The organism is Desulfosporosinus lacus DSM 15449, from assembly GCF_900129935.1.
GTDB classification, from domain to species: Bacteria; Bacillota; Desulfitobacteriia; order Desulfitobacteriales; family Desulfitobacteriaceae; genus Desulfosporosinus; species Desulfosporosinus lacus.
On the sequence record NZ_FQXJ01000010.1, the window covers coordinates 1 to 20285 of the forward strand.

Genomic DNA, 20285 nt, shown 5'->3' on the forward strand with positions numbered 1-20285 from the left:
TTATTATTTATGATTTGTTTGAATTCCTAAATGTTCTTTTAAGGCTTCCTGAAGAATGGCTGAGAAATTCACATTGTGAGCTTCCGCCTCTTCATTAAGCCATGAGGGAATCGATAGTGTTTTCTTTACAGCCTTTGAACTCTTATGCCGGCGATAGGCTGTCATATCGATATCTATCATTGTCGTAAACTGTCCGTCATCTAAAGGAATATCCCTTGCCCTTGACGGATTTGGGATGACCTCATTTTCGTCTATGAGATAATCTAACCAAGTCGCTAAGGCATCACGTGCCATATAAATAGCGTTTGCAAGATCGTTGCCCTGACTATTGGTTCCGGGCAAATCAGGAAACCGTATAGCATATCCATTTTCTGTGGGCGTAAATATAGCGGGAAAAACGCAAACCATAGCGTTGCCTCCTTTATTATTTTTTATCTATATAGATCCTTGAGATGAGGGTTTATTTCAGCCCTGCATCTTTTAGGATTTGCTTTGCTGTTACTTCGTTAATTTCTCGGTGTCTTGGGACTTGTACGGAGTTTCTTGTTCCAACTGGGTTGTCGTGTTTGTATATGTCATGTTCGTCACCGTGACGTTTAAGGTACCACCCAGCGGATTCAAGCTTTTTTACTAGGTCCCGTCGTTTCATTAGCATCACCTGCCTTCTGATAATTATAATACGTATTTTACGTATTATCAATATGTTTGATGCGTAATTCATTTATTATATTAAAAGCCGCGAGAATCGAGCGGGAAAAACTTAAAAAGAGCCCCCTTAGAAACTCTTTTTAAGTGAGGATAATTTACCACCTTTCATGAGTGGCATACGTTTCAACCGTCCTCATATTCGTCTTGGGAACAGGCGGCCACTCTTTAAGCCTTTCGACCATATACTCAACAAGCTGGCTCGCGTCTTTGCTGCATTTCTCCTTCACCGCCGGATCAAGTCTGGCCAGTTGACCGAGGGTTTCCAGCAACTCCTGGAAGGCATCTGCGATAGTTTGGCAGCAAGCAGTGCATCTTTCTTCATACATCTCTTGTTTAATCTTATTAATCTCAGCCGCGATGACCAGGGGCGTACGTTCAGTGCTGGGTTCATCCATTTTGATTCCCGCCTTTTTAATAGCTTTAATGACAGCATACGCAGGCGGGTTTCGAATGGTGAAGGCTTGGCTATGAACCTGGCAAGGCACCTTCCAAAATTGGGAATCTGGTGACAATTCCGGCTAAGATCATGACGGGCAGCATTATATAATAAAAATGTCGTCGTGGACAGTCTGTTACGTGTAGGTGCCAACTCACCTGCTCGTGCCTGGAAGGGCTCCAACACTTTCAGGTCACGGCGACTTTTCAATTTCCACCTATTTCTAATTATAGCTTTTTTGAAGTCACCGCATCATCAGAAAAAACTGGATGAATTGACGAGATTGTGGCAACGGGTTATCGTCGCACAAGGCACGGAAAACAGTGTTTAGAACTCCGTTTTGACGAAATAGCCGGTTGCCTGAGGACACCGGAAGGCGGCAGCAGCAAACAGTTTTTGATTGTCAAAAAAGATGGAGTCCTGCACGCGAGACTAATATCCCCACGCGAGGCCGCCCGTCTGATGGGCGCGCCCGGATAGTTACACATCCTTCCCGGTACTAACAACGACGGTTATAAAGCTATGGGAGACGCCGTGGCGCTTCCTGTCGCTTCATTTATAGGTAAAAATATTTTTTGACAAAACTGGCGGAGGTTATTGGAAAATATAATACTATTATTGACGTGAAGGAAACAGATCCCAGCCTGCGGATCGAATTTGAAGCGAGGTAGGGCTTAAGCAGCACGCCGAAAAGTCAAGAGCGCCCTTTTCTCACTAAAAAAGCGAGATAAGGGCGCTTCTCTTTAACCAAATGATCTTGCACTTACATTATTCTTACTCCCCCTCTGGATATTGTTCCAAGAGTTCTCCCTTCCCGGCGATCACTTTAGCTGCCGCCACTTCTTCTGCGCTCTTCTCAAAAGTGACGGTAAATCTCCACTCCTCTCCGAAATCAAATAGATAAAGAAATTTTTGCTTCGGCATCAGGTTAAGCCGGAGTAACTTTACTTTATCGGCAAAGGGCCCCCTATCATTGCCAGGGGACCAATAGGTCTCTCCATTACGGGACCATGCTTTATTATCCATGAAAAAAGCATAGAGATGATCATCATTCAGTCCAAAGCCACGCTGAATGATTTGATGGAATTTGTGCAAGGTTGCGTCGGCAGGAATCTGAATTCGCCGCCACTGGCCCCTCCCTAAACTGACTTTCAAGATGTAAGACTCTGCCATTTCTAATACTGCTCCTCCTCATCATCGTCATGATCACAATTGTAACATATGATCGCCCAGTTTCATTTCAGGATCCGTTTAACCGAGTTGAACCACATAGTAATAGGTCAGGGATATATACAGTAGAGTCAAATCGAGTGGGAATACTTTAGTAATATGGAGTGAATATTCGGTGCCCTCCCCCATGACCCAATGTATCTCTAATTCCCATCTTTAAAAGAGACATACTCTGGTTTGTTTTCACTTTTTCGCTCTTTGCCAAGACTATTCAACTATTTTGATTTTTGTTAATTATTTAACATTCTTCTTTTTTACCCCATGTTAAGATTACATAAGACGAGTTAACTTGTTGGATCTAGTGACTAGAGGATAACGCAGCTCAGAGAAGAGGTGATATTAATATGGAGGTGCGTATAGTTGCCTGCGGCATATTCCAACTGGAGCTTGAGCGAGTTCTAGAGGAAATAAGAACTGAATGTGAATCTGATGCTGAGTTTAAAGTTATCTACACAGCACCGGCTCTGCATGTAGACTATGATAAACTGAAAGATGCCATCACCGAGGCTTTAAATAATAATGCGACGGAAGAACAAGCAGTCCTCTTTTTCGGCTCTATGTGCCATCCTGAGATGAACGAGTTCATAGAAGAATACAATGTTATCAAGTTGGAACCTAGGAATTGTATTGAATTGATTTTAGGTAAGGAGAGACAGAATGAGCTAGAAAAATCGGATAAGATATTTTACATTACTCAAGGTTGGTTGCAGAACTGGCGGGAAATTTTCAGTCAGGGACAAGGCTGGGACGAAATTGATGCTAGGCAGAATTTTGGTTTCTACGATAAAATCTTGCTCCTAGACACTGGAGTATCCGAGTTCAAGGATGAGGCTATCTTGGATTTTTTCGAATATACACAGGTACCAATCGAAATTGAAAATATTGATTTGGCAGTTTTTAAAAAGAGTGTGATTGAAACGCTAGAGAAAGCATTAGTCAAGTAAATTCTTACTAACATCGGTTAAATACGCAAAAAAAGTTTAAAGGAGTGAGTTTAATGGTTATAACTCAAGAAATTAAAGATGTAATATCAAAGGCTCCGTTTATTCCCATCACTACTGCTTCTGTCCATGGAGAACCGCACATGATCGTAGTAGGAAAAGTAGCAGAAATAAGAGAAGCTGATATACTAGGGTTTGGTATCTACAAGATGGAGGTCACTCAACAAAACATCAAAGATAACGGAATGATGCAGGTTGTAATAGCAACGATGGAAGGTGGCCCCAAAGGCTACAGGCTCACAGGCAAAGCATGCATAGAAGAGAAACTGGTTTTATTTAAGGCAGAAAAGGCAGAGGTGCTTCTGTAGAATCTCCTGAATGTACAATAATCCCGCTTATGACAGGCGGGATTATTGTGCATTTCAGGTTTTAGTATTGTTGGACATTTTTCTGATACACTCTATTTTAGCAACCCTTATTATGCATGAGGAGGAAAAGTATGAAGCATTGCATTATCTGTCTGCAGCAATTGGACCTATTTCAGGGACTAGAACGAGATCAATTTACTAACTTGTGTCAATGTACGAATAGAAAGAGATTGTCCAGAGGACACTACCTTTTTCGTCAAGGAGAGGCAACAAGTACCCTATACCTAATAAAATCGGGTAAGCTGAAACTCGTACAAACTGCCGAGGATGGCCATGAAACAATACTGGATGTATGCGGCCCCGGTGAAGTCTTAGGTGAATTGTCCTTATATCAAGAACAAAATGAGCACTCAAGCGCCATAGCTATGGAAGAGGTTTGCATATGCTGTTTCAGTAAACTCCAATTTGAAGGGTTAATCAAACAAGATCCTTCGTTTGCCCTGAGGATTATTGGCTACTTAGGGCAAAAACGTTATGAAACCATGTTGAAATTAGGAAAAGAATCCGGATTACCCGTTAAAGAGAGATTGTTGCAACTTTTTTATCGTTTAGCTGAACAATATGGACAAGAAAGGCCGACCTCAACTTTGATAGATCTAAAAATCACCCAGCAAGAATTAGCCGATATGATCGGCTCTTCGCGTATTATGGTCATTAAGGCACTTAAAGAGTTTAAAGCCGCTAATATAATTGACCGGGAAAAAAGATATTTCGTCTTGAAAAACGACCCTTGCATCAGTATTAATACCTTCGAATAATGTAACTACTCTTTAACTCAAAAATAAGATGCGTTGGCGTGAGAATTTTTATCTTCACAACCAGCACATTAAATATTCCTTGTGGCGCGCCGGATAGTTACATCCCTGTCGCTTCATTTATCGGTAAATCCTTTTTGACAAAATTGGCGGAGGTTATCTATGATGAACAGCGCAACCAACCGATTGAAAGAATTTCAAGCGGAGCATAACGCTTACACAAAGGGGCCGCTTAAGCTGGTGGGGCCTTGACGGCAAGGTATGATTCAAAAAGTATTATGTTTGTTAATTATAACTGTTTCATGTCCGGAACTGCTTGGCTGAAATCCGGGAAAAAATACGCGACCATCTTCTCATATTGATCCTGTGCAGACAGGCAGGTATCCATTAAGTACCCTTTTTCTGTTTTGTATTCTTTCAAACCACGATAATAAAAAAGCTTATATTCATAGTCAATGATAAAAGGCAGGATATCATTCTTCAGGCACTCTTTAAACATGATGATACGGCCCACCCGTCCATTACCATCCTGAAAAGGATGTATGCTTTCAAATTTGTAATGGAAATCTACTATATTCTCTATTATAATGTCCTTTTTTTGATGATAATCAGTAAGCAGTTTTTGAATTTCCCTGCTGACTTTTGAGGATGCCGTTGTTTTCATGTCGCCGACCACGTTTGGTCTGGTCTTGTAGTCCCCGACACGGAACCATTCCTTGCGTTCATCGGATGTGTTCCGTTTCAGGAGCCAGTGAAATTCCTTAATCATTTCCTCCGTCAGTTCCTCATCCGCATGAGCAAGCATATAGTCAAAACAGAAAAAGTGATTAACCGTTTCAATGATATCATCAACACTTGCAGCTTCATCCTGTTCCATATTGACAGTATTCGTTTCGTAAATGTACCGGGTCTGATCTTCAGAAAGACGGCTACCTTCAATCCTGTTAGAATTATATGCAAGCTTGATCTGTGTCTGATGGTACAGACCGCCTTTGAGCTTCATTTCCTTTTCTTCCAGCAATTGTCCCAATAGGCGTTGCTTCATGAACGTAACCTCTTACTGTATAATCTCCCATATTAATTATACCATATTTTTACTCCGTTTCATCGCCTTTTGGTGTCAACATAATATGGTTAAATATTCGCAGGTATGTTACTGCAATTGCGAATCATTAAATCGAAAAAGAGCACCCTTAATTGAGCGCTCTTCGGTCTAAACTGCCATGGATTGGTGTCATCTTAAATTCTTTATCTCCTCTTCGGACATACCTGTAATGTCGGAGATTGACTTGAAATCCATACCCTTCTTAAGAAGTTTTTTTGTTACTTTCTTTTTTTCCTCTTCTCTGCCTTCTTCTCTGCCTTCTTTTTTACTTTGCCTTATTGCCTCTCGTAACCTCAGTTCAGCCTCTCTAACCGCAGCCATTTCATCAAGAACTGCCTTGCGCCTATCATAATATTCTTCGCGTATCTTTGGATCATCGCTTGACTTTTCCCATTCGTCCATCGCTTGATTCAACACTGGGTCTTGCATTGCAATCTCCTCCAGTGTCTTCAAAATTTCCTCGTTCTCTGAGCCTTCTAAAAGAAATAACCAGCGTGCAAGCACGTCCTCCCATGGACTTACCAGCCTTTCTCTCCATTTTACGAGAAGTTTTGGTAGTTCTATGAAGTGTATTCCACGTGCAGCAGCCAGCTTCGCTAAAACCTTCCGTCTATGTTATGTTCTTAATTGCCCGGTATTTCTGCCTGCTGCTATTTGGCTTATCCGGCACAGTCATTTCGATCAACCCAAGTTCCAAGGCCGGACGCAAATAGTTATTGCTCAAAGTAGGACGGTGTTTAAGTCTGAGCCGTTCTAAAAGCTCTTTTGCCGAAAGCGTTTCACTCCCCAAGGCCATCATCAGGCGTTGAACTTGTTCGGTGACTTGCTCGCGCACTTGTTCGGTTTGAATAAGCTCCCGCAAAGCATCGCGAATTACCCTAAGCATAAATTCAATAAAGGCAGTGGAATCTGCGGCTTTATCCGCAACAGCCAGCACTTCATAATATTCGTTTTGGCGTTCGTGAATCAGGGTTTCTACCGGAAGCCAATGAAATACCGACTTCCAGGAGCATGTCACCAAACGTTTAAAACGTAGGCGCACATGCTCCTTTGACATTAGGGGTTAGGAGATTCACCCTACTTTAATCGCCCGCTCATGGCAGTTAATCTGACATTTTCCACACTGGGTGCAGGCCGATGCCTTAATGACATAAGCTCTTGAATTACCCTTAACTTTGATTTTCAATCTCCCAAACATACCAAGCCGGTCATAGTCCTCCTGCTTGATTTCTTTTAAGGCCAGTACCTTAGCCGGACATTTGCTGACACAGACACCACAGCCATCGCAGCGATTCAAATTAACGTTTACACTCATAAATCAACACTCCTATGACTACTTTGCACTTTTTCTTTTAATGCTCATTAGATGCACGATTGATAACTTGAACTTATAAGTCTTCAGGAATTAAAGCGGTAACCGGTTCCCCAGAGGGTCTCTATATATTCCGGATTGGCCGGATCTTTTTCAATCTTCTTCCTGATCTTTTGGATATGAACGGCCACAGTTGCCAGATCACCATAGTATTCCGCACTCCAAAGCTTATCGAAAAGGTGCTCCTTACTGAACACCAGGTTGGGATTGGTGGCGAAAAAGAGCAAGAGTTCGTATTCCTTGGCCGTGAGCTGCACTTCTTTGCCGTTGACATAGACTTTATGGGCGGCTGTATTGATTTCCAGCCCGCGGTAATTGATGATTTCCAGAGCTGAATTCCTGCCCGTCAAGCGTTCATAGCGGTTTAAATGGGATTTGATGCGGGCCATCAGCTCCGCTGGACTGAAAGGCTTGGTCAGATAATCATCGGCCCCATAATCCAGTCCCCTGATTTTATCAATATCCTCACTCCTGGCCGACAGAACGATAATCGGAATCTCCAGCTTCCGCCGGACTTCTTTGATAATCGTAAAACCATCTTTTTGCGGCAGCATCAAATCCACAATCAGAATGTCATAGACCCCGGTGAGAGTTTTCTGTAACCCTGCCTCCCCATCCATAACGATGTCCACCTTATAGCCGTTTAGCTGCAGGTAATCCCGCTCCATCTCCGCAATATTTAAATCATCCTCAACGATCAGGACACTTTTCATGATCTCCCACCCACTTTCATGACCTCTATTTCTGAACAGGCAGCTTAATTGTAAAACGGGACCCTTCCCCGCTGATACTGACAACCGTTATTTTTCCTCCCTGAGCCTCAATCAGCTCTTTGGCAATCGCCAGCCCCAGCCCTGTACTCACAAAATCCTTGGAACGTTCAAGGTCAATCCGGTAAAATCGGTCAAAGATGTGCGGGAGCCGGTCGGCCGGAATTCCCGGACCATTGTCTGCGATATTGATGCAAACATACTCCTCCTGCTTAGATAACTCCATGACCACTTTTAAATCCTGCTCCGGACCATATTTCACAGCATTGTCCACGATATTCCTGATTGCCTGATAGACCCGTTTCCCGTCAATCCTGACCGGATAATCCTGGTCTGTCTGATCCCGGTAGGAAAACTCAAGTTGCTTTTCTTCAAATTCAAACTTCAGTTCAATTGCCAAATCTTCCAGGTAGGCTTGGATGTTCAGTATTTCATAATTCATATTTAATTTGTCCATATCCAGTTTTGAGAATAAAAACAGGTCATCAATCAGCTTGTTCATATACACGGTATTACTGTAAATGGTCTTCAGGTACGGATTCAGTTGCTCCGGCTGGGTAACATATCCCTCCATGATCATTTCCAGGTAGCCCTGAATCGACGTGATCGGCGTTTTTAAATCATGAGAAATGTTCGCGACCAAATTCTTTCTGTTTTCCTCATACTCCTGATTGATTCGTTCGCTTTCCTGGAGTTTAAGGGCCATCTCATTAAATGAATGAATTAACTGCGCAAACTCATTTTGAACCTCTGGCTGAATCGACACATTATAATTGCCTTGGCCGATTTCGGTGAATCCATTCTTCAGCTGTTCGATCGGCTTAAAGACCTTCTTTTCCAAGCGCTGGTAAAAGATAAAGTGGACCATTTCCTTGGTAATAAGGATAAGTGCAAAAATTACGCCGATGGCCTTCAGTCCCATCCAATAGTACAGCAGGAATAAAAGAAACAGAGTTAAAAGGAAACCGATGGGGCGGAAAAACTTCATGGATCTGCGCATGCTGCGGAATTCCTCGTAATTCCAGTCCGGGAATTCCCCGTGCTTCAAATGACGATATTTCTCATGATGCAACTTTTCCTGATGAAGCCGATGATAAAACTTACGAAAATCATGGTTTGATCTCAACTTTGTTCACCTTCTTCCTTGATAATTTTTAACATTGTTTTTCCCTTTATCCTAAACCGCTCTTGCTGTTCTCATGTTTTTATTTTAATTCATAGTTTTAAATATACTATAAAGCAATTTTAAAAACTTTATAAAAAATTTATGTTGGATAGGAGTTTTATTTTCCACACATATACGATTTAATCTATTTGATGGTCTATATCAAGGTATTTTTGAGGAAAATTGAACTTGAACAGAATCAGTATTCGGCGAAACATGCTTGAGGGCAATCATATATTGTCGTTTCGCATAGGTACCTGGAACCTGCGCGGAACGACAATATATGACAGCCTGTTAGACGTTCCGCCGAGTAGTCTAAAGAGTAAAAGCATCTGCTTAATTTTGCAGATGCCCCTAATACTCAAAACTACTATATAAATGCTACCAATCAATTTGTTCTGGGTACTCTAATTTAAGACTGATATCCTCAGGGCTACGATTATACTCCTTAGCCGCCTCAAGTATGGTTCTTTCAATAGATCTGTACTCATCGCCCTTTTCAGTTAAGCGTTTAGCCATTATTGAAAGGTTTTTCAGCCTTTTAGACTTGTCCATACCCAAGTATCTTACATTCAAAACGTCTAAGTATTGTGTTATATAATTTTCTAGCCATGCATAGTCCTTGATCATCATATTGACCATCCTAGTATAGGTTTTTCCCTCAACGGTTTCCTGAAGGCATTTTGCTACCTCCGCCTGAAACAACCGAATCTGCACAATGTTATGATCCCAGATTACTGATTTATCTGACATCATATCGTATCTCTTCTTTGTCAGCTTGTACGCATGAAAGCGACAGAAATCGTTTAATGCCATAAGGACAAAAAGCATTTCAGGCCATATTACATTTATGGAGAGATAGACATTCTTATCATGGGTGATCATTCCCATGCGCTTCATCTTTTCTGTGTCCATCCCGTTTTCCACAAATATGATTTTCCTGTCACCCATCAGGGCATGACGAAGGTCATAGCAAACCCCGAGAACACGTAACCGCGTGCCCTCATGGTAAGGATGATCTTCTTCGTCACCTACTATTTCGTGGAGTGAATCATAAAGGGTTTCAAAGTCGCTTTGATCACCAGAAATTGTTACTCCAGCTAGATTTTCCGTAGCCGAAACTTTTAACATTAGCACACCTACCCTTATAAACAGCCTTATTTTACTTTTTCTTCACAAACAGCTTTTGTTCCTAATTCTAAGAATTCAAGTGGCCACTCTGTTTCTTTGGCAATCTTATTGATATCAGCAATTGCCGTTTTTACAGTTGCTACCCGCAATTTAGGAGATCCTCTGGGTGGATCAAATTCTTTCCTGATTTTCTCCTTATATTCTTTGATTATCTCAAGGACAGCCTTCTCACCTTGAAGCTTTATTGAAACAAAAGTCCGTACCTCTTTATCTCCTCTGAGTGTCTCTAGAAAAAACTCAATAGCCTCCTCTTTTGAAAGCTCATTGAGTTTTTGTTTAAGTTGAGTAAGAGTTAATAATTCAATCTGGTTTCGGCTCACATTCTCTACTCCTTACAAAGTCTTGGCTTCCATATCATTTTACTTTTTCAAGCAACACGGGTAAGCCATTCGACCGATTGAGCATGAAAAAGGCAATAAATTTTGCAACAGATTCATCGAAACCTGTAACTTTCTTCATCCTTTTACGAGAATTTTTCAACACATAATCTTTATGATCTATTGCAAATGCAAACGCTAATCCAGACGTCATACTGAACTCGTCTAGGTTAATCAATCTCGTAACCAGAAAAATATTAGGATTTAAGTTTTCTCTCATACCGATATCGATTAGCTTTATAGGTTCAGATTCTTTCATTACATCACTGAGCATGATTATTTCATTCTCTTGAGCATGGTCGGCTATTTTATACAGTCCTATATCAGATTTTTTCATTGCTATCAATAGCTCTTCATCCACTTTGCTGCTAGGTGGATATTTATTTATGTACTCAGAAAATGCATTGCTGCCATTTCTAACGCTTCCATATATGTTAAAATCATAAATGGCATCGTTTTCGGAAGTAGATTCAATAACGACTCTATTATTCTTGTCCAGAATTCCTAAAATTGAAGCAGCTTTCAGGTAGTCCTCCCCATTTACAAATTCTTTTAAAATCTGCATATGAATTTCAACTAGTCTCTTCCGGTAGCTTATATATTTCTCCTTTAAGTCCATCTCTAATTGCTCCTCGCTCAATTTGCTATTAACATTTTATATTTCCTTGCTCAATCCTCAATCCTCAATCCTACTCTATTTTCTCATGCATAGAAACATATTTCTAGTCTGCATTCTGTAATCTACGAGTATTAAAAAGCACCTGCCGAAATGATCCAGCAAATGCCCTTTATCATACCAAAATATTATGTTCCCGCATACACTATAAAAAGAACATACACTTCTCAAACCCGCTCATATCATGGCTTCCACTTGCCTCCGATAGCAATAGGTAAAGCTTTGATATGATCTCCACTTTTTCCCCTGCTCCACACCGTGCACGAAACTTTCGTATTCACACGGCGTTCCATCAACCTAAAGCTACTTCCTTATATCACAATATTTCCTACTTGTACTCTGAATTTATTCACTTTGGCTATCTGCTTTTTAGAAGGTTACTCGTTTAAAACTAGCAAGTTTGACGATAACAAGTTTTACTAAAACACATTCGGTTTACGGCAGCATTGTCTGAAAACACTCCATTATTACTTCCACATATTTCTCTCGATTTCCTCTTTAATATACGCGTAATTATTCGAATAAAACCAAAACAGGCATCCCCTAAAATGGACGACCTGCCATTCAACAACTATATTCCCGCACACATTTCGTCACCCTAAAAAGAACAGATACTTCTCAATCCCGCTCATACCAAGGATTTTAGTGCAATATCATAATTTCCCAAATGATTTATATAACAAAAGTCCTGCCTTCGTGTACACGGACATAGGCCCATGATAGTGTTGTGAACTTGTATTCGGCGAAACATGCTTGAGGGTTGTCATATGTTGTCGTTTCGCATAGGTACCTGGAACCTGCGCGGACCGACAATATATGACAACCCGTTAGACGTTCCGCCGAGTAGTAGCAACTGTCTCGGTCAATGACAGCAAACCAAAGTCCTGTTTTTATCCTCAACATCAAAAGCAATGTCGTAGAGTTACCGATACCTTTGATCAAGGGTCGGCGATTTTCTCTAACGGGGTTGCTTTCAAAACGACTCCATAGTGTTTTTTTCTTTCGCAAATATGCCAATTCATCAGAGAACAACTCCTCAAGTGAGATATCCAGTTTGACCGACAGGACTAATAATTTATCCACTTCAGGATATGCATCGCCTCGTTCCCATTTCGAAACAGACTGTCTGCTGAAGTCATCGCCAACGAACGCTGCCACATCTTCCTGAGTCAGTTCTTTTTCTTCTCTGCGCTGTTTTAATTTTTCTCTGAAATACATGCTGCTGTGTACCCCTCATTCTTTATCTATATTGTATGGGAGTATTATCACGGTGTCTAAAACCTGAATTCGCTTTGCGCAACTTGAAGTTGCGCTCGTCTGTAAAATGATAACCTAGGGGGATACCGGCCCAACAAAACTTACCCCGCAAGCGGTATCGACCTTCGGCAATCATTAGATTGTATCAATCTCTGTATGATTATTTCACATATTTTATCGTTGGGGGTTGGCGCAAAGCAATCTTACCTATCTCGGAACTGAAGCTTGAACTTCAGTTCAAGATTACCATATTTATTATCCAGAAATTTCTTCTTAGTTCGGCATAAAATTCTAATCTTCAATGATTTTGAATCGTTCAAAATCAATTCCCATTAACATACTTTTACACTTATCTATCCAATCGACCTCTAAACCTCTGCTGTTGAGCACCTCAAAAACCGTGTACACGGTAGATTCATCCATTAGCTCGTGAAAAATGAAATTTTATATTTCAGCAATATTAGAAGTTCTAATATATCGTGTTCCTCTGTCCAATTGTCCACGAAATTTTGAGGCACTCTCGTGCCTACGGACTGTCGAACCCGAGACTAACTTAATATTTTTTTGTTAATATACAAAAACCTCTCTCGTGTGGTTCGAGAGAGGTAACTGTTACTTCCAAATACCCAATGCATTCCGAAAATTATTTTAAAAATCATAGATGGATAAAGAATAACTCCCACCATTTTTAACAACTACTCCATTATCATTCAACCTGTCGAGGATCTTCTTAATAAGCTCTTGTTGCAATTCGTTACCCATACGGCGTAACTCAAGTTCAACTTCAGAGATGGTAAAAGGCCTTTTTTGCGATAATACAACATTTGAAACTTTATAATTTGGTGTTTCAGTAATAGGTGACATATCAATCTCTCCTTAAGATTTATTTTCAAACTTTTCCATCAATGTTTTAAGGGAGCCTGCTAATCCATTTCCGATTTCGTTCAGATAACTTGCATGATCTAAAGGCTCACTTTCCATAATGTATATAAAAAATAACGGAAATGCTCTATGGCTAAGAGTTAAATCAGTCTTTAAACGAGACACCTCTTCAAGTTTAACTAACTTCTCAGCCTGACAAAGAAATGGAGGATATTTTTCTAACCCTGTTTTAAGTTTTTTGTTAAAAACCACTACACAGTCTAAAGTTCCATGCCGACATGTTATTTCTTCAATTGTTTTTTCTATAGTATCATAGAAAACATTCTCTTGCCCTAGTGTTGCAAAAAATGTTTTTAGATTTACTAGAAAAAAACCATTTACTAAGAATTCTTGTTGATAGTTTTTTATCTGTTCATTTAATTTTTCAAGCAAAGGCTTCCAAGACTCACCAAGTGTATTTAATATATTATCTACGTTAATTACGAAATTCCGAGCAACTATTTTATCAACTTCAAGGAATGCGTCCATTCTTTTAATCATTGATCTATAATATTTTCTATTGGAAAGTAGTTCCTCCATTTGATATCTTATAATACTTTCTTGATTTTGGAATACCTCAAAAAAACTTCTACGTAAAACTGTCAAAAGCCATGAGTCATCCCATTGAATGAGTGCATTAAAATACTTCTGGTTTGAAACCACTTCTTTTATCGCTAACCAAAGTCCTGAAATATCCATTGGTAATGCTTCATTATTAATTATTACCAATGGCTTACTAGCATCGTTCAGATAATAATTACCTAACGCTACAATTACTTTTTGGAGTAAATTATCTGTTTTTATTACGCGATGATGGAATACTAAATTCTTATAAAGTTGCCACCTTCTTTGAAAAAAGTCTTCTACAGTACTAAGAGTAGTAATACTCTGGCAAAACAGAAAATTTTCACCGTTCTTCGTAAGAATCATAGATGAAATTAATCGGTCATATTCAATACTTCCAAAACTAAAACCTGAGTTTCTCATATCTCTTGTAATATAATCAAGACGATCACAGTCAATAGAAGAGTCAATAAGACGATGCAAGTCAGAAAATATTGAGTTTTTTTCCGAATATACATTTGTTACAAAGTAATCGACAAACCAATAAAAAATTTTCAGATGAGCTTCCAAAACTGTACTGGGGCTTCCCATCATTGTTATTATTGACTTAATCATTCTAGACGCAATTCTTTGGCCAATTTGTTCATGCAGCTGTGAACGCTCATCATCACCATAAAACTTAGTAGATTCAAGAAACAGTCTATGTTTTGCATTTCTTTTTGACTCGGGAATCTGAATAATTTTAAGCCATAAATCCTTTATAGCAGATTCTGCAATATGGCTAAAAGGGGGATGTCCGATATCGTGTAGTAAAGCTGCCAATCTGACAACCTGAAGAACTAATATGTAGGAAAAACCATATTCGGGCTTGATAACACTCGGAGTTAACCTAGTATAAAGTGGATCATCAATCTTAAAATCTTTATAAGAGTTAATTAATTCAACAAAATTTTCTCCAAGGCTAACCCTAAGCAGCTCGACAAATGTTCCATCAATGCTAATAATATTATTTATAGTTTGATTAATGGATGAAAAAAAAGAATCTCTGATTTCCTCATTTGCATTAATAATACTATGATAATACATCATGCTTCCCAAGTGCATGGTCCCAAGCGAATGTTCGAAACGCTTAGTCTTATTGGACGGAAATGTTAAATATGCAGTAGAGTTTTGCAAAACATTATGCAACCTGTTAAAAGCTTGTGTTGAAATAATATTTTTTTCGATATTGCTCAATAGTATTGTTCCATGTAACGAATCTGATATTTGGTTAATCTTCTTACTAGAATTCAAGTGACTAACCCCTCCTCGGATCGTAACGTTTCTCAATAAAGATATAACTTCTACGTAATATTTAATTATCCTCTAGTCAGTTGAATAAAATTAGTCATTGATCTTAGTGAATCTCAAGGCTCTCGCTTTATGAGCATTTTCCCTAGCATTAATGTATTTATCGAAAATCGCCTGAATGGGACTGACTGTGGATTGGGTATTGACCATTGGTAGCGAAGTGCAACCTCACCCAGTTAATCATGTAACCGGTTTGTTGAAATTGCACTTTGCTAAGCACAGACAATCATTCCAAACTTGGGGCGATGTGCAATTGTAATGGGATATTGTTTTTAAACCCGAATTATTTTGAACACCCGCTCTAACACACCCCACCTTATTTTACCATACGAAGAACGAGCCGAGAACGGGTGATCATGGAGTATTCTGGGGACGGCAATTATCTCACCACCTGAGGAGGTGGGAGTCTTCTACTCTCACTTGGATAAACAAATATGCTACATTCTTATCTTTGCGCCTGCTCGTGAAAAAATCTGGCCCAGGGCCATTGCCGCCGACCCTCGGAGCACCTTTCCCGATATTGACACCGTCAAGTGCCATAGTGTCCAGTTTAACCACCAAGCGATGGGCATGAACACGGATACCACTCCAATAACCGCCGCTTAACCCCTACTGACCACTCACCACATTAACCTTCTCGCCTTCATTGAGAAAAATCTGTCCTTCAGTGATGACCTCATCACCGACTTTCAAGCCATCGATAATCTCCGTAAACCTGTCATTGGCTAACCCTGTGGTCACTTGGACTTTTTTTACACTACCCTCTGCAACCAGATATACAACTGACCCACTGTTTTCAGTTTTGATGGCCTCATTAGGAACGGTCAGAACATTTTCTTTTACGGCTTCAGGTAAGACAACTTTGGCGAACATACCTGATTTCAAATCATCCGTAGTATTGAGCAGAATCTTGATCGTATAAGCCTTGGACTTGCTGTCCGCATTAGGGCTTATATAGTCAACCACCCCCTCTACTAGCTTGTTTTCCAGAGCATTCATTTTCAGAGAAATAATTTCTCCTTTTTCAATCTTAGCCACCACTTTATCCGGCACACTGATTTCGGCCATCATGGTATCTGTATCAATGATTGTTAAAGCAGCGGTGGAGCCGGAGATGATCTCCCCTTCATCCACATTCCGCCCGGAGACTGTTCCTGAAATGGGTGCGGTAATAACCGTATTTTTCAGCTGCTCAGAAGCATAATTTACTCCGGCGGCAGCTTGATTTACTTGGGCTGAAGCCACGCTGACTGAATCCGGCCCGGATTTTTCTTTGAGGAGTTTGAGATTATCCTGGGCCGTTCTCAAATCAACCTCTGCACTGGCGTATTGTTTTTGGAAATCATCCAGAGTCAGTTTGGCGATGACTCCGCTGGCATACAATTGTTGATTCAGATCATATTTTTTCTTGGCGTCCTCATAAGTGATTTGTTTATTTTCCACGGTTTGCTCGGCTTGCAGGACTTGCTGATCATAAGCGGAGCCTGCGGTCTTGGCCAGATTGGCCTCGCTTACTTCCAAATTGGCTTGCTGCTGCTGAAGCTGAGCTTGTAAGTCCCCTGAGTCTAAGGTAAACAGCACCTGACCTTTTTCCACTCTATCACCGGCCTCAACCTGAACCGTCGCTACCCTGCCCGCTATTTTAGAGGAAACGGTCACTTCTTGAACCGGCTTCAGAATACTGGCATATTCCACTTCCGTTGTCAGGGTGGCTGCACTTGCTGTCACTGTTGTGACATTTTTTATTGATGGCACAACTTCTGCTTCTTTATTTCCGAATCCGGATATTAAGGCAACCAAGATTATTCCGGAAATCACTACCCCTAAGCCCAGGCCTAGCCCTTTAATATGCTTCATAATCTTCTACCTCCCTGATAATTAGAATTGGCTTCTTTCGTTTCGCCAGATACTGGCGGGCATCATCCATCAAGGTATAAACTACCGGCAGAACAATGGGGGATAAAACTGTCGATGTAATCATGCCTCCGATAATTATGATGGCCATCCCGCTTCTCATTTCACTCCCAGCCCCGCTGGATAGCGCCGAGGGCAGCATACCGACAATCATGGTTGCAGAAGTCATCAGGATGGGTCTTAAGCGAGTGGTTCCCGATTCGATCAGGGCTTCTCGCAGGGGCATTCCTTGTTTCATCAAGGTTTGGGTATAGTCAATCAACAAGGTTCCGTTCTTGGATGCCAAGCCGTCAAGCAAAATCAAGCCGATCATGGACAGGATATTCAAGGATTGCCCGGATAAAGCGAGCAAGCCAAAGGCCCCGATAATTGCGCAAGGCAAGGAAAGCATTCTGATAAAGGGAGTTAAGAAGGATTCATACAAAATGATCAGAATGGCATAGACCAGAACAATCGCCACAACCAGGGCCTGAATCAGGGCGCTGAAGCTCTCGGCCATATTTTCCTGACTGCCGCCGAATTCTATCGTATAGCCATCAGGCAGAATGAAACCATCCAGTTGGTTTTCAATGAGCTTTGTCACATCTCCCAGGAGACTGTTTTGTAAATTTGCTGAGATGGTTACGATGTTCTCTCTATCCTCTCTGGATAGTTTTAAAGGACTTTCGGCGTACTCAATGGCTGCTACCTGATTCAGGGCAATCTGCTCTCCGGCGGAATTCTGAACTTTGACGGCTCCTAAGTCAGCGGGAGTTTGGATCTGGTCATCTATAAACCGGAGGACAATATCATATTCATTCCCGTTCTGCCGGTAGATGCCGGCCTTCGATCCCTGCAGTCCGGTTCTGAGAACCGTAGAAATATCCGGGGTATTTACTCCGTATTGAACTGCCGCCAGCCTGTCAACCTTCACCTGGATCTCGCTCTCACTGGTTCGCTCGGAATTAGTGACGTCAGCCGTCCCCGGGGTGGCTTTGACAATATCCTCTACTTTGTAGGACAACTCTTTTAAAACAGCCGGGTCCTCTCCACTAATGACTAGCTGAACGGGTTTGCCGTTTCCACCGGCAGATTGAGTTTCAGAAACGCTGAATTGAACTCCCGCCAGCGTATTCCCCCACTGGCGCATTTCTGTGGCAATTTCAGTCTGGCTCTTTTGCCGTTCACTTTTGTCCACCAGCTTGACGATAATATTGGCTGAGGATTTATCCGAGTTATATCCCACAGTGGTGAGATAATCCTTCACTTCAGCCATGGTCTGCAGTTGATTTTCAACCAGGCTGACCTTTTCCTCTGTTTGTTTTAAACCGGAACCCGAAGTAAGATTCAGCTCAATGGAGATCTGGCTTTGATCACTTTGGGGGGTAAACTCAGTTTTAATAAAACCCAGAGGCAGCAAGGAGACAGCCAGAATACAGCCGGCAATTAACAGGCTGACAACTTTCCACCTGTGATCCAGGGACCAGATTAATAGCTTCTTATATAGTTCAGTTGCCCGGTCCAGGACAGGGGGAAATCTTCTGGGTTTTTTGGTTTCCGGCTGAAGCTCTCCGGCTTCTTCCGGATTCTTCTTTTTTAGAAATAGGGAAGCCAGCATGGGGGTTACCGTAAAGGAAACTAAAAGGGAAAAGAGGGATGCCACGGCAACCGTGAGGCCGAATTCTTTAAAGAACTGGCCCACCATGCCCGACATAAAGGCTACGGGGATAAAGATGACCACATCACAGAGAGTTATGGCGATTGCTGCCATACCTATCTCCCGGCGCCCTTGGATGGCTGCCTGTTTTGGGTTTTTCCCCATGCCTAAATGTCTCTGAATATTCTCCAGAACCACTATGGAATCATCCACCAGAATACCGATACTCAAGGATAAAGCCATGAGGGTCATCATATTCAAGGTAAAATCAAAGGCATACATCATAAAAAAAGTGGAAACCAAGGAGGTGGGAATGGCCACCAGGACAACTAAGGATGACTGCCAGCTCCGCAGAAACAGCAAGAGTACAAGAGCTGTTGTAATGACTCCTTCCATAAGGCTGGATTTAACATCCTCCAGAGAATCGTTGATGAAAGTAGTACTATCCGTGGTTACTGTGACACTTACTCCTGCTGGCAGCTGTGCTTGAATCTTCAGCAATTCAGCTTTGACATTATTCACAGCCTCGACAACATTGGCATCACTTTGCTTTTGAATGCTGATGCCCAAGGCATTGGTTCCATTCAAGGTTAAGATTTGTTCTTGGTCGGGATATTCCAGCTGGATCTGGGCAATATCTGCCAGCCGAACTGTCCCTCCTTCCGAGTTGGGAATTAACAAATTCTTAATTTCATCGATATCTTTAAACTGTCCCACTACCTTAACGGCTTGGTCGCTGGTATCCAGACTTATCCGGCCGGCAGGCAGATTGCTGTTTTCTGTCTTTAGCTTTGTCAGCAAGGTATTGACATTAATTTGGTAATAATCCAGAGCTGTTTTGTCTAAGCGAATGGCCAGCTGCTTATCCTCGGCACCCTGAAGGCTGACCTGGCCAATGCCGGGTATCTTCGCTAAATCCTCTTTAATCTTTTCTGCTTCATTTTGGAGTTGGTCATAGGGGATTGTGCCGGTGAGGCCCAGAGTCAGGACAGACTGGGCATCCGCGTCAATCTTCCTGAGAATCGGGGAATTGACATCCTCCGGCAGTTTGCCTGAAGCTCCATCCACTGCCTTTTGCACGTCTAAAAAGGCTGAATTCATATCCGTTTCCATCGTGAAGGTTATAATTGTTTGTCCAATACCTTCTTTAGATATTGATTTCAGGGTATCAATTCCACTGATCCCGGAAACTGCATCTTCAATAGGCTTGACAACGTCCTCTTCTATCTCTTCGGCACCTGCACCGCTATAACCGGTGGTGACAGTGATGATGGGTACGTTGATCGAGGGGTATAAATCCGCGCCCAGACTCTTATAGCCGAAAATACCGATACCAATAAATAAGGCCAGCAAGACAAAGACTGCCGAGGGCCTCTTTACCGATAACTCAGTAATACTCATGATTATGTACCTCTTCCATTCTTTTTAATGGAATTATACAAGGCAAAGGTAAACTCCGGCTAAAGAGAAAATAATTATCTGTAAAGCA

Annotated in this window: 22 protein-coding genes and 1 pseudogene; 4 read left to right on the top strand and 19 right to left on the bottom strand. The window is 41.4% G+C overall.

Going from position 1 to position 20285, the window contains the following annotated elements; genetic code table 11:
* Window positions 1-3 precede the first annotated feature (3 nt).
* From BUB11_RS14310 to BUB11_RS14330, 4 genes and pseudogenes are all read right to left on the bottom strand, one after another.
* Window positions 4-408 (bottom strand): type II toxin-antitoxin system HicB family antitoxin, encoded by a 405-nt coding sequence (locus tag BUB11_RS14310; protein WP_073030454.1) that lies wholly within the window; start codon window positions 406-408, stop codon window positions 4-6.
* Window positions 409-460: 52 nt separating this feature from the next.
* Entirely contained in the window at window positions 461-649 is a 189-nt protein-coding gene (locus BUB11_RS14315) for a type II toxin-antitoxin system HicA family toxin (protein ID WP_073030597.1), read from the bottom strand.
* A 154-nt stretch (window positions 650-803) separates the two neighbouring features.
* Window positions 804-1031, bottom strand: a pseudogene (locus BUB11_RS14320) (DUF3102 domain-containing protein); the annotation flags it as partial.
* Window positions 1032-1918: 887 nt separating this feature from the next.
* Window positions 1919-2317, bottom strand: a complete 399-nt coding sequence (locus BUB11_RS14330; RefSeq protein ID WP_073030455.1) for a plasmid pRiA4b ORF-3 family protein — start codon at window positions 2315-2317, stop codon at window positions 1919-1921.
* Window positions 2318-2718: 401 nt separating this feature from the next.
* Here BUB11_RS14330 and BUB11_RS14335 point away from each other — a divergent pair, with 401 nt between their 5' ends.
* The 4 genes from BUB11_RS14335 (at window position 2719) to BUB11_RS27570 (ending at window position 4710) form a co-directional block, all read left to right on the top strand.
* Window positions 2719-3318: a DUF1638 domain-containing protein gene (locus BUB11_RS14335; protein ID WP_073030456.1), complete on the top strand. Its 600-nt coding sequence runs from the start codon at window positions 2719-2721 to the stop codon at window positions 3316-3318.
* Window positions 3319-3371: 53 nt separating this feature from the next.
* Window positions 3372-3683, top strand: coding sequence for a pyridoxamine 5'-phosphate oxidase family protein (locus BUB11_RS14340; protein ID WP_014902319.1), 312 nt, complete (start codon window positions 3372-3374; stop codon window positions 3681-3683).
* Window positions 3684-3814: 131 nt separating this feature from the next.
* A complete protein-coding gene (locus BUB11_RS14345; protein ID WP_073030457.1) occupies window positions 3815-4501 on the top strand; it encodes a Crp/Fnr family transcriptional regulator in 687 nt (228 codons plus the stop codon).
* Between the two features lie 38 nt (window positions 4502-4539).
* The gene (locus BUB11_RS27570) at window positions 4540-4710 is read left to right on the top strand and encodes a hypothetical protein (protein ID WP_159436939.1); all 171 of its coding nucleotides are present in this window, start codon (window positions 4540-4542) and stop codon (window positions 4708-4710) included.
* A 77-nt stretch (window positions 4711-4787) separates the two neighbouring features.
* On the opposite strand, the gene BUB11_RS14350 is transcribed toward BUB11_RS27570, so the two are convergent.
* From BUB11_RS14350 to BUB11_RS14420, 15 genes are all read right to left on the bottom strand, one after another.
* Complete coding sequence (locus tag BUB11_RS14350) at window positions 4788-5543, bottom strand: Fic family protein (RefSeq protein ID WP_073030458.1); 756 nt, start codon at window positions 5541-5543, stop codon at window positions 4788-4790.
* Between the two features lie 189 nt (window positions 5544-5732).
* Window positions 5733-6194: an Rpn family recombination-promoting nuclease/putative transposase gene (locus tag BUB11_RS14355; protein WP_200797926.1), complete on the bottom strand. Its 462-nt coding sequence runs from the start codon at window positions 6192-6194 to the stop codon at window positions 5733-5735.
* 19 nt (window positions 6195-6213) lie between these two features.
* Entirely contained in the window at window positions 6214-6660 is a 447-nt protein-coding gene (locus BUB11_RS14360; RefSeq protein WP_242947553.1) for a Fic family protein, read from the bottom strand.
* A gap of 15 nt (window positions 6661-6675) precedes the next feature.
* A complete protein-coding gene (locus BUB11_RS14365) occupies window positions 6676-6918 on the bottom strand; it encodes a 4Fe-4S dicluster domain-containing protein (protein ID WP_073030459.1) in 243 nt (80 codons plus the stop codon).
* Window positions 6919-7001: 83 nt separating this feature from the next.
* Window positions 7002-7688 (bottom strand): response regulator transcription factor, encoded by a 687-nt coding sequence (locus tag BUB11_RS14370; protein WP_073030460.1) that lies wholly within the window; start codon window positions 7686-7688, stop codon window positions 7002-7004.
* Window positions 7689-7713: 25 nt separating this feature from the next.
* Complete coding sequence (locus BUB11_RS14375; protein ID WP_073030461.1) at window positions 7714-8871, bottom strand: HAMP domain-containing sensor histidine kinase; 1158 nt, start codon at window positions 8869-8871, stop codon at window positions 7714-7716.
* Between the two features lie 420 nt (window positions 8872-9291).
* Window positions 9292-10041 carry a DUF6904 family protein gene (locus BUB11_RS14380; RefSeq protein ID WP_073030462.1) on the bottom strand — a complete coding sequence of 250 codons (750 nt, stop codon included), beginning with the start codon at window positions 10039-10041 and terminating at the stop codon, window positions 9292-9294.
* A gap of 26 nt (window positions 10042-10067) precedes the next feature.
* Window positions 10068-10421 carry a hypothetical protein gene (locus BUB11_RS14385; protein ID WP_073030463.1) on the bottom strand — a complete coding sequence of 118 codons (354 nt, stop codon included), beginning with the start codon at window positions 10419-10421 and terminating at the stop codon, window positions 10068-10070.
* Between the two features lie 34 nt (window positions 10422-10455).
* On the bottom strand, window positions 10456-11097 hold the full coding sequence (locus BUB11_RS14390; protein WP_073030464.1) for a DUF7986 domain-containing protein: 642 nt from the start codon (window positions 11095-11097) through the stop codon (window positions 10456-10458).
* A 729-nt stretch (window positions 11098-11826) separates the two neighbouring features.
* Window positions 11827-12372, bottom strand: coding sequence for a helix-turn-helix transcriptional regulator (locus BUB11_RS14395; RefSeq protein WP_073030465.1), 546 nt, complete (start codon window positions 12370-12372; stop codon window positions 11827-11829).
* Window positions 12373-12702: 330 nt separating this feature from the next.
* Complete coding sequence (locus tag BUB11_RS28805; protein WP_282434004.1) at window positions 12703-12834, bottom strand: hypothetical protein; 132 nt, start codon at window positions 12832-12834, stop codon at window positions 12703-12705.
* 225 nt (window positions 12835-13059) lie between these two features.
* Window positions 13060-13275 (bottom strand): hypothetical protein, encoded by a 216-nt coding sequence (locus tag BUB11_RS14400; RefSeq protein ID WP_073030466.1) that lies wholly within the window; start codon window positions 13273-13275, stop codon window positions 13060-13062.
* A 12-nt stretch (window positions 13276-13287) separates the two neighbouring features.
* Complete coding sequence (locus BUB11_RS14405) at window positions 13288-15189, bottom strand: HD domain-containing protein (RefSeq protein ID WP_073030467.1); 1902 nt, start codon at window positions 15187-15189, stop codon at window positions 13288-13290.
* A 666-nt stretch (window positions 15190-15855) separates the two neighbouring features.
* The gene (locus BUB11_RS14415; protein ID WP_073030469.1) at window positions 15856-17103 is read right to left on the bottom strand and encodes an efflux RND transporter periplasmic adaptor subunit; all 1248 of its coding nucleotides are present in this window, start codon (window positions 17101-17103) and stop codon (window positions 15856-15858) included.
* A complete protein-coding gene (locus BUB11_RS14420) occupies window positions 17090-20197 on the bottom strand; it encodes an efflux RND transporter permease subunit (protein ID WP_073030470.1) in 3108 nt (1035 codons plus the stop codon). The genes BUB11_RS14415 and BUB11_RS14420 overlap by 14 nt, the downstream gene beginning before the upstream one ends.
* Window positions 20198-20285: the final 88 nt, after the last annotated feature.

Bases quoted from the DNA above. Each gene is read 5' to 3' on its own strand.
- BUB11_RS14380 (WP_073030462.1), bottom strand. From the start codon at position 10,041: ATGTTAAAAGTTTCGGCTACGGAAAATCTAGCTGGAGTAACAATTTCT.
- BUB11_RS14365 (WP_073030459.1), bottom strand. From the start codon at position 6,918: ATGAGTGTAAACGTTAATTTGAATCGCTGCGATGGCTGTGGTGTCTGT.
- BUB11_RS14360 (WP_242947553.1), bottom strand. From the start codon at position 6,660: ATGTCAAAGGAGCATGTGCGCCTACGTTTTAAACGTTTGGTGACATGC.
- BUB11_RS14310 (WP_073030454.1), bottom strand. From the start codon at position 408: ATGGTTTGCGTTTTTCCCGCTATATTTACGCCCACAGAAAATGGATAT.
- BUB11_RS14390 (WP_073030464.1), bottom strand. From the start codon at position 11,097: ATGGACTTAAAGGAGAAATATATAAGCTACCGGAAGAGACTAGTTGAA.
- BUB11_RS14415 (WP_073030469.1), bottom strand. From the start codon at position 17,103: ATGAAGCATATTAAAGGGCTAGGCCTGGGCTTAGGGGTAGTGATTTCC.
- BUB11_RS14335 (WP_073030456.1), top strand. From the start codon at position 2,719: ATGGAGGTGCGTATAGTTGCCTGCGGCATATTCCAACTGGAGCTTGAG.
- BUB11_RS28805 (WP_282434004.1), bottom strand. From the start codon at position 12,834: ATGGATGAATCTACCGTGTACACGGTTTTTGAGGTGCTCAACAGCAGA.
- BUB11_RS14370 (WP_073030460.1), bottom strand. From the start codon at position 7,688: ATGAAAAGTGTCCTGATCGTTGAGGATGATTTAAATATTGCGGAGATG.
- BUB11_RS14345 (WP_073030457.1), top strand. From the start codon at position 3,815: ATGAAGCATTGCATTATCTGTCTGCAGCAATTGGACCTATTTCAGGGA.
- BUB11_RS14420 (WP_073030470.1), bottom strand. From the start codon at position 20,197: ATGAGTATTACTGAGTTATCGGTAAAGAGGCCCTCGGCAGTCTTTGTC.
- BUB11_RS14350 (WP_073030458.1), bottom strand. From the start codon at position 5,543: ATGAAGCAACGCCTATTGGGACAATTGCTGGAAGAAAAGGAAATGAAG.
- BUB11_RS14315 (WP_073030597.1), bottom strand. From the start codon at position 649: ATGAAACGACGGGACCTAGTAAAAAAGCTTGAATCCGCTGGGTGGTAC.
- BUB11_RS14340 (WP_014902319.1), top strand. From the start codon at position 3,372: ATGGTTATAACTCAAGAAATTAAAGATGTAATATCAAAGGCTCCGTTT.
- BUB11_RS14395 (WP_073030465.1), bottom strand. From the start codon at position 12,372: ATGTATTTCAGAGAAAAATTAAAACAGCGCAGAGAAGAAAAAGAACTG.
- BUB11_RS14330 (WP_073030455.1), bottom strand. From the start codon at position 2,317: ATGGCAGAGTCTTACATCTTGAAAGTCAGTTTAGGGAGGGGCCAGTGG.
- BUB11_RS14400 (WP_073030466.1), bottom strand. From the start codon at position 13,275: ATGTCACCTATTACTGAAACACCAAATTATAAAGTTTCAAATGTTGTA.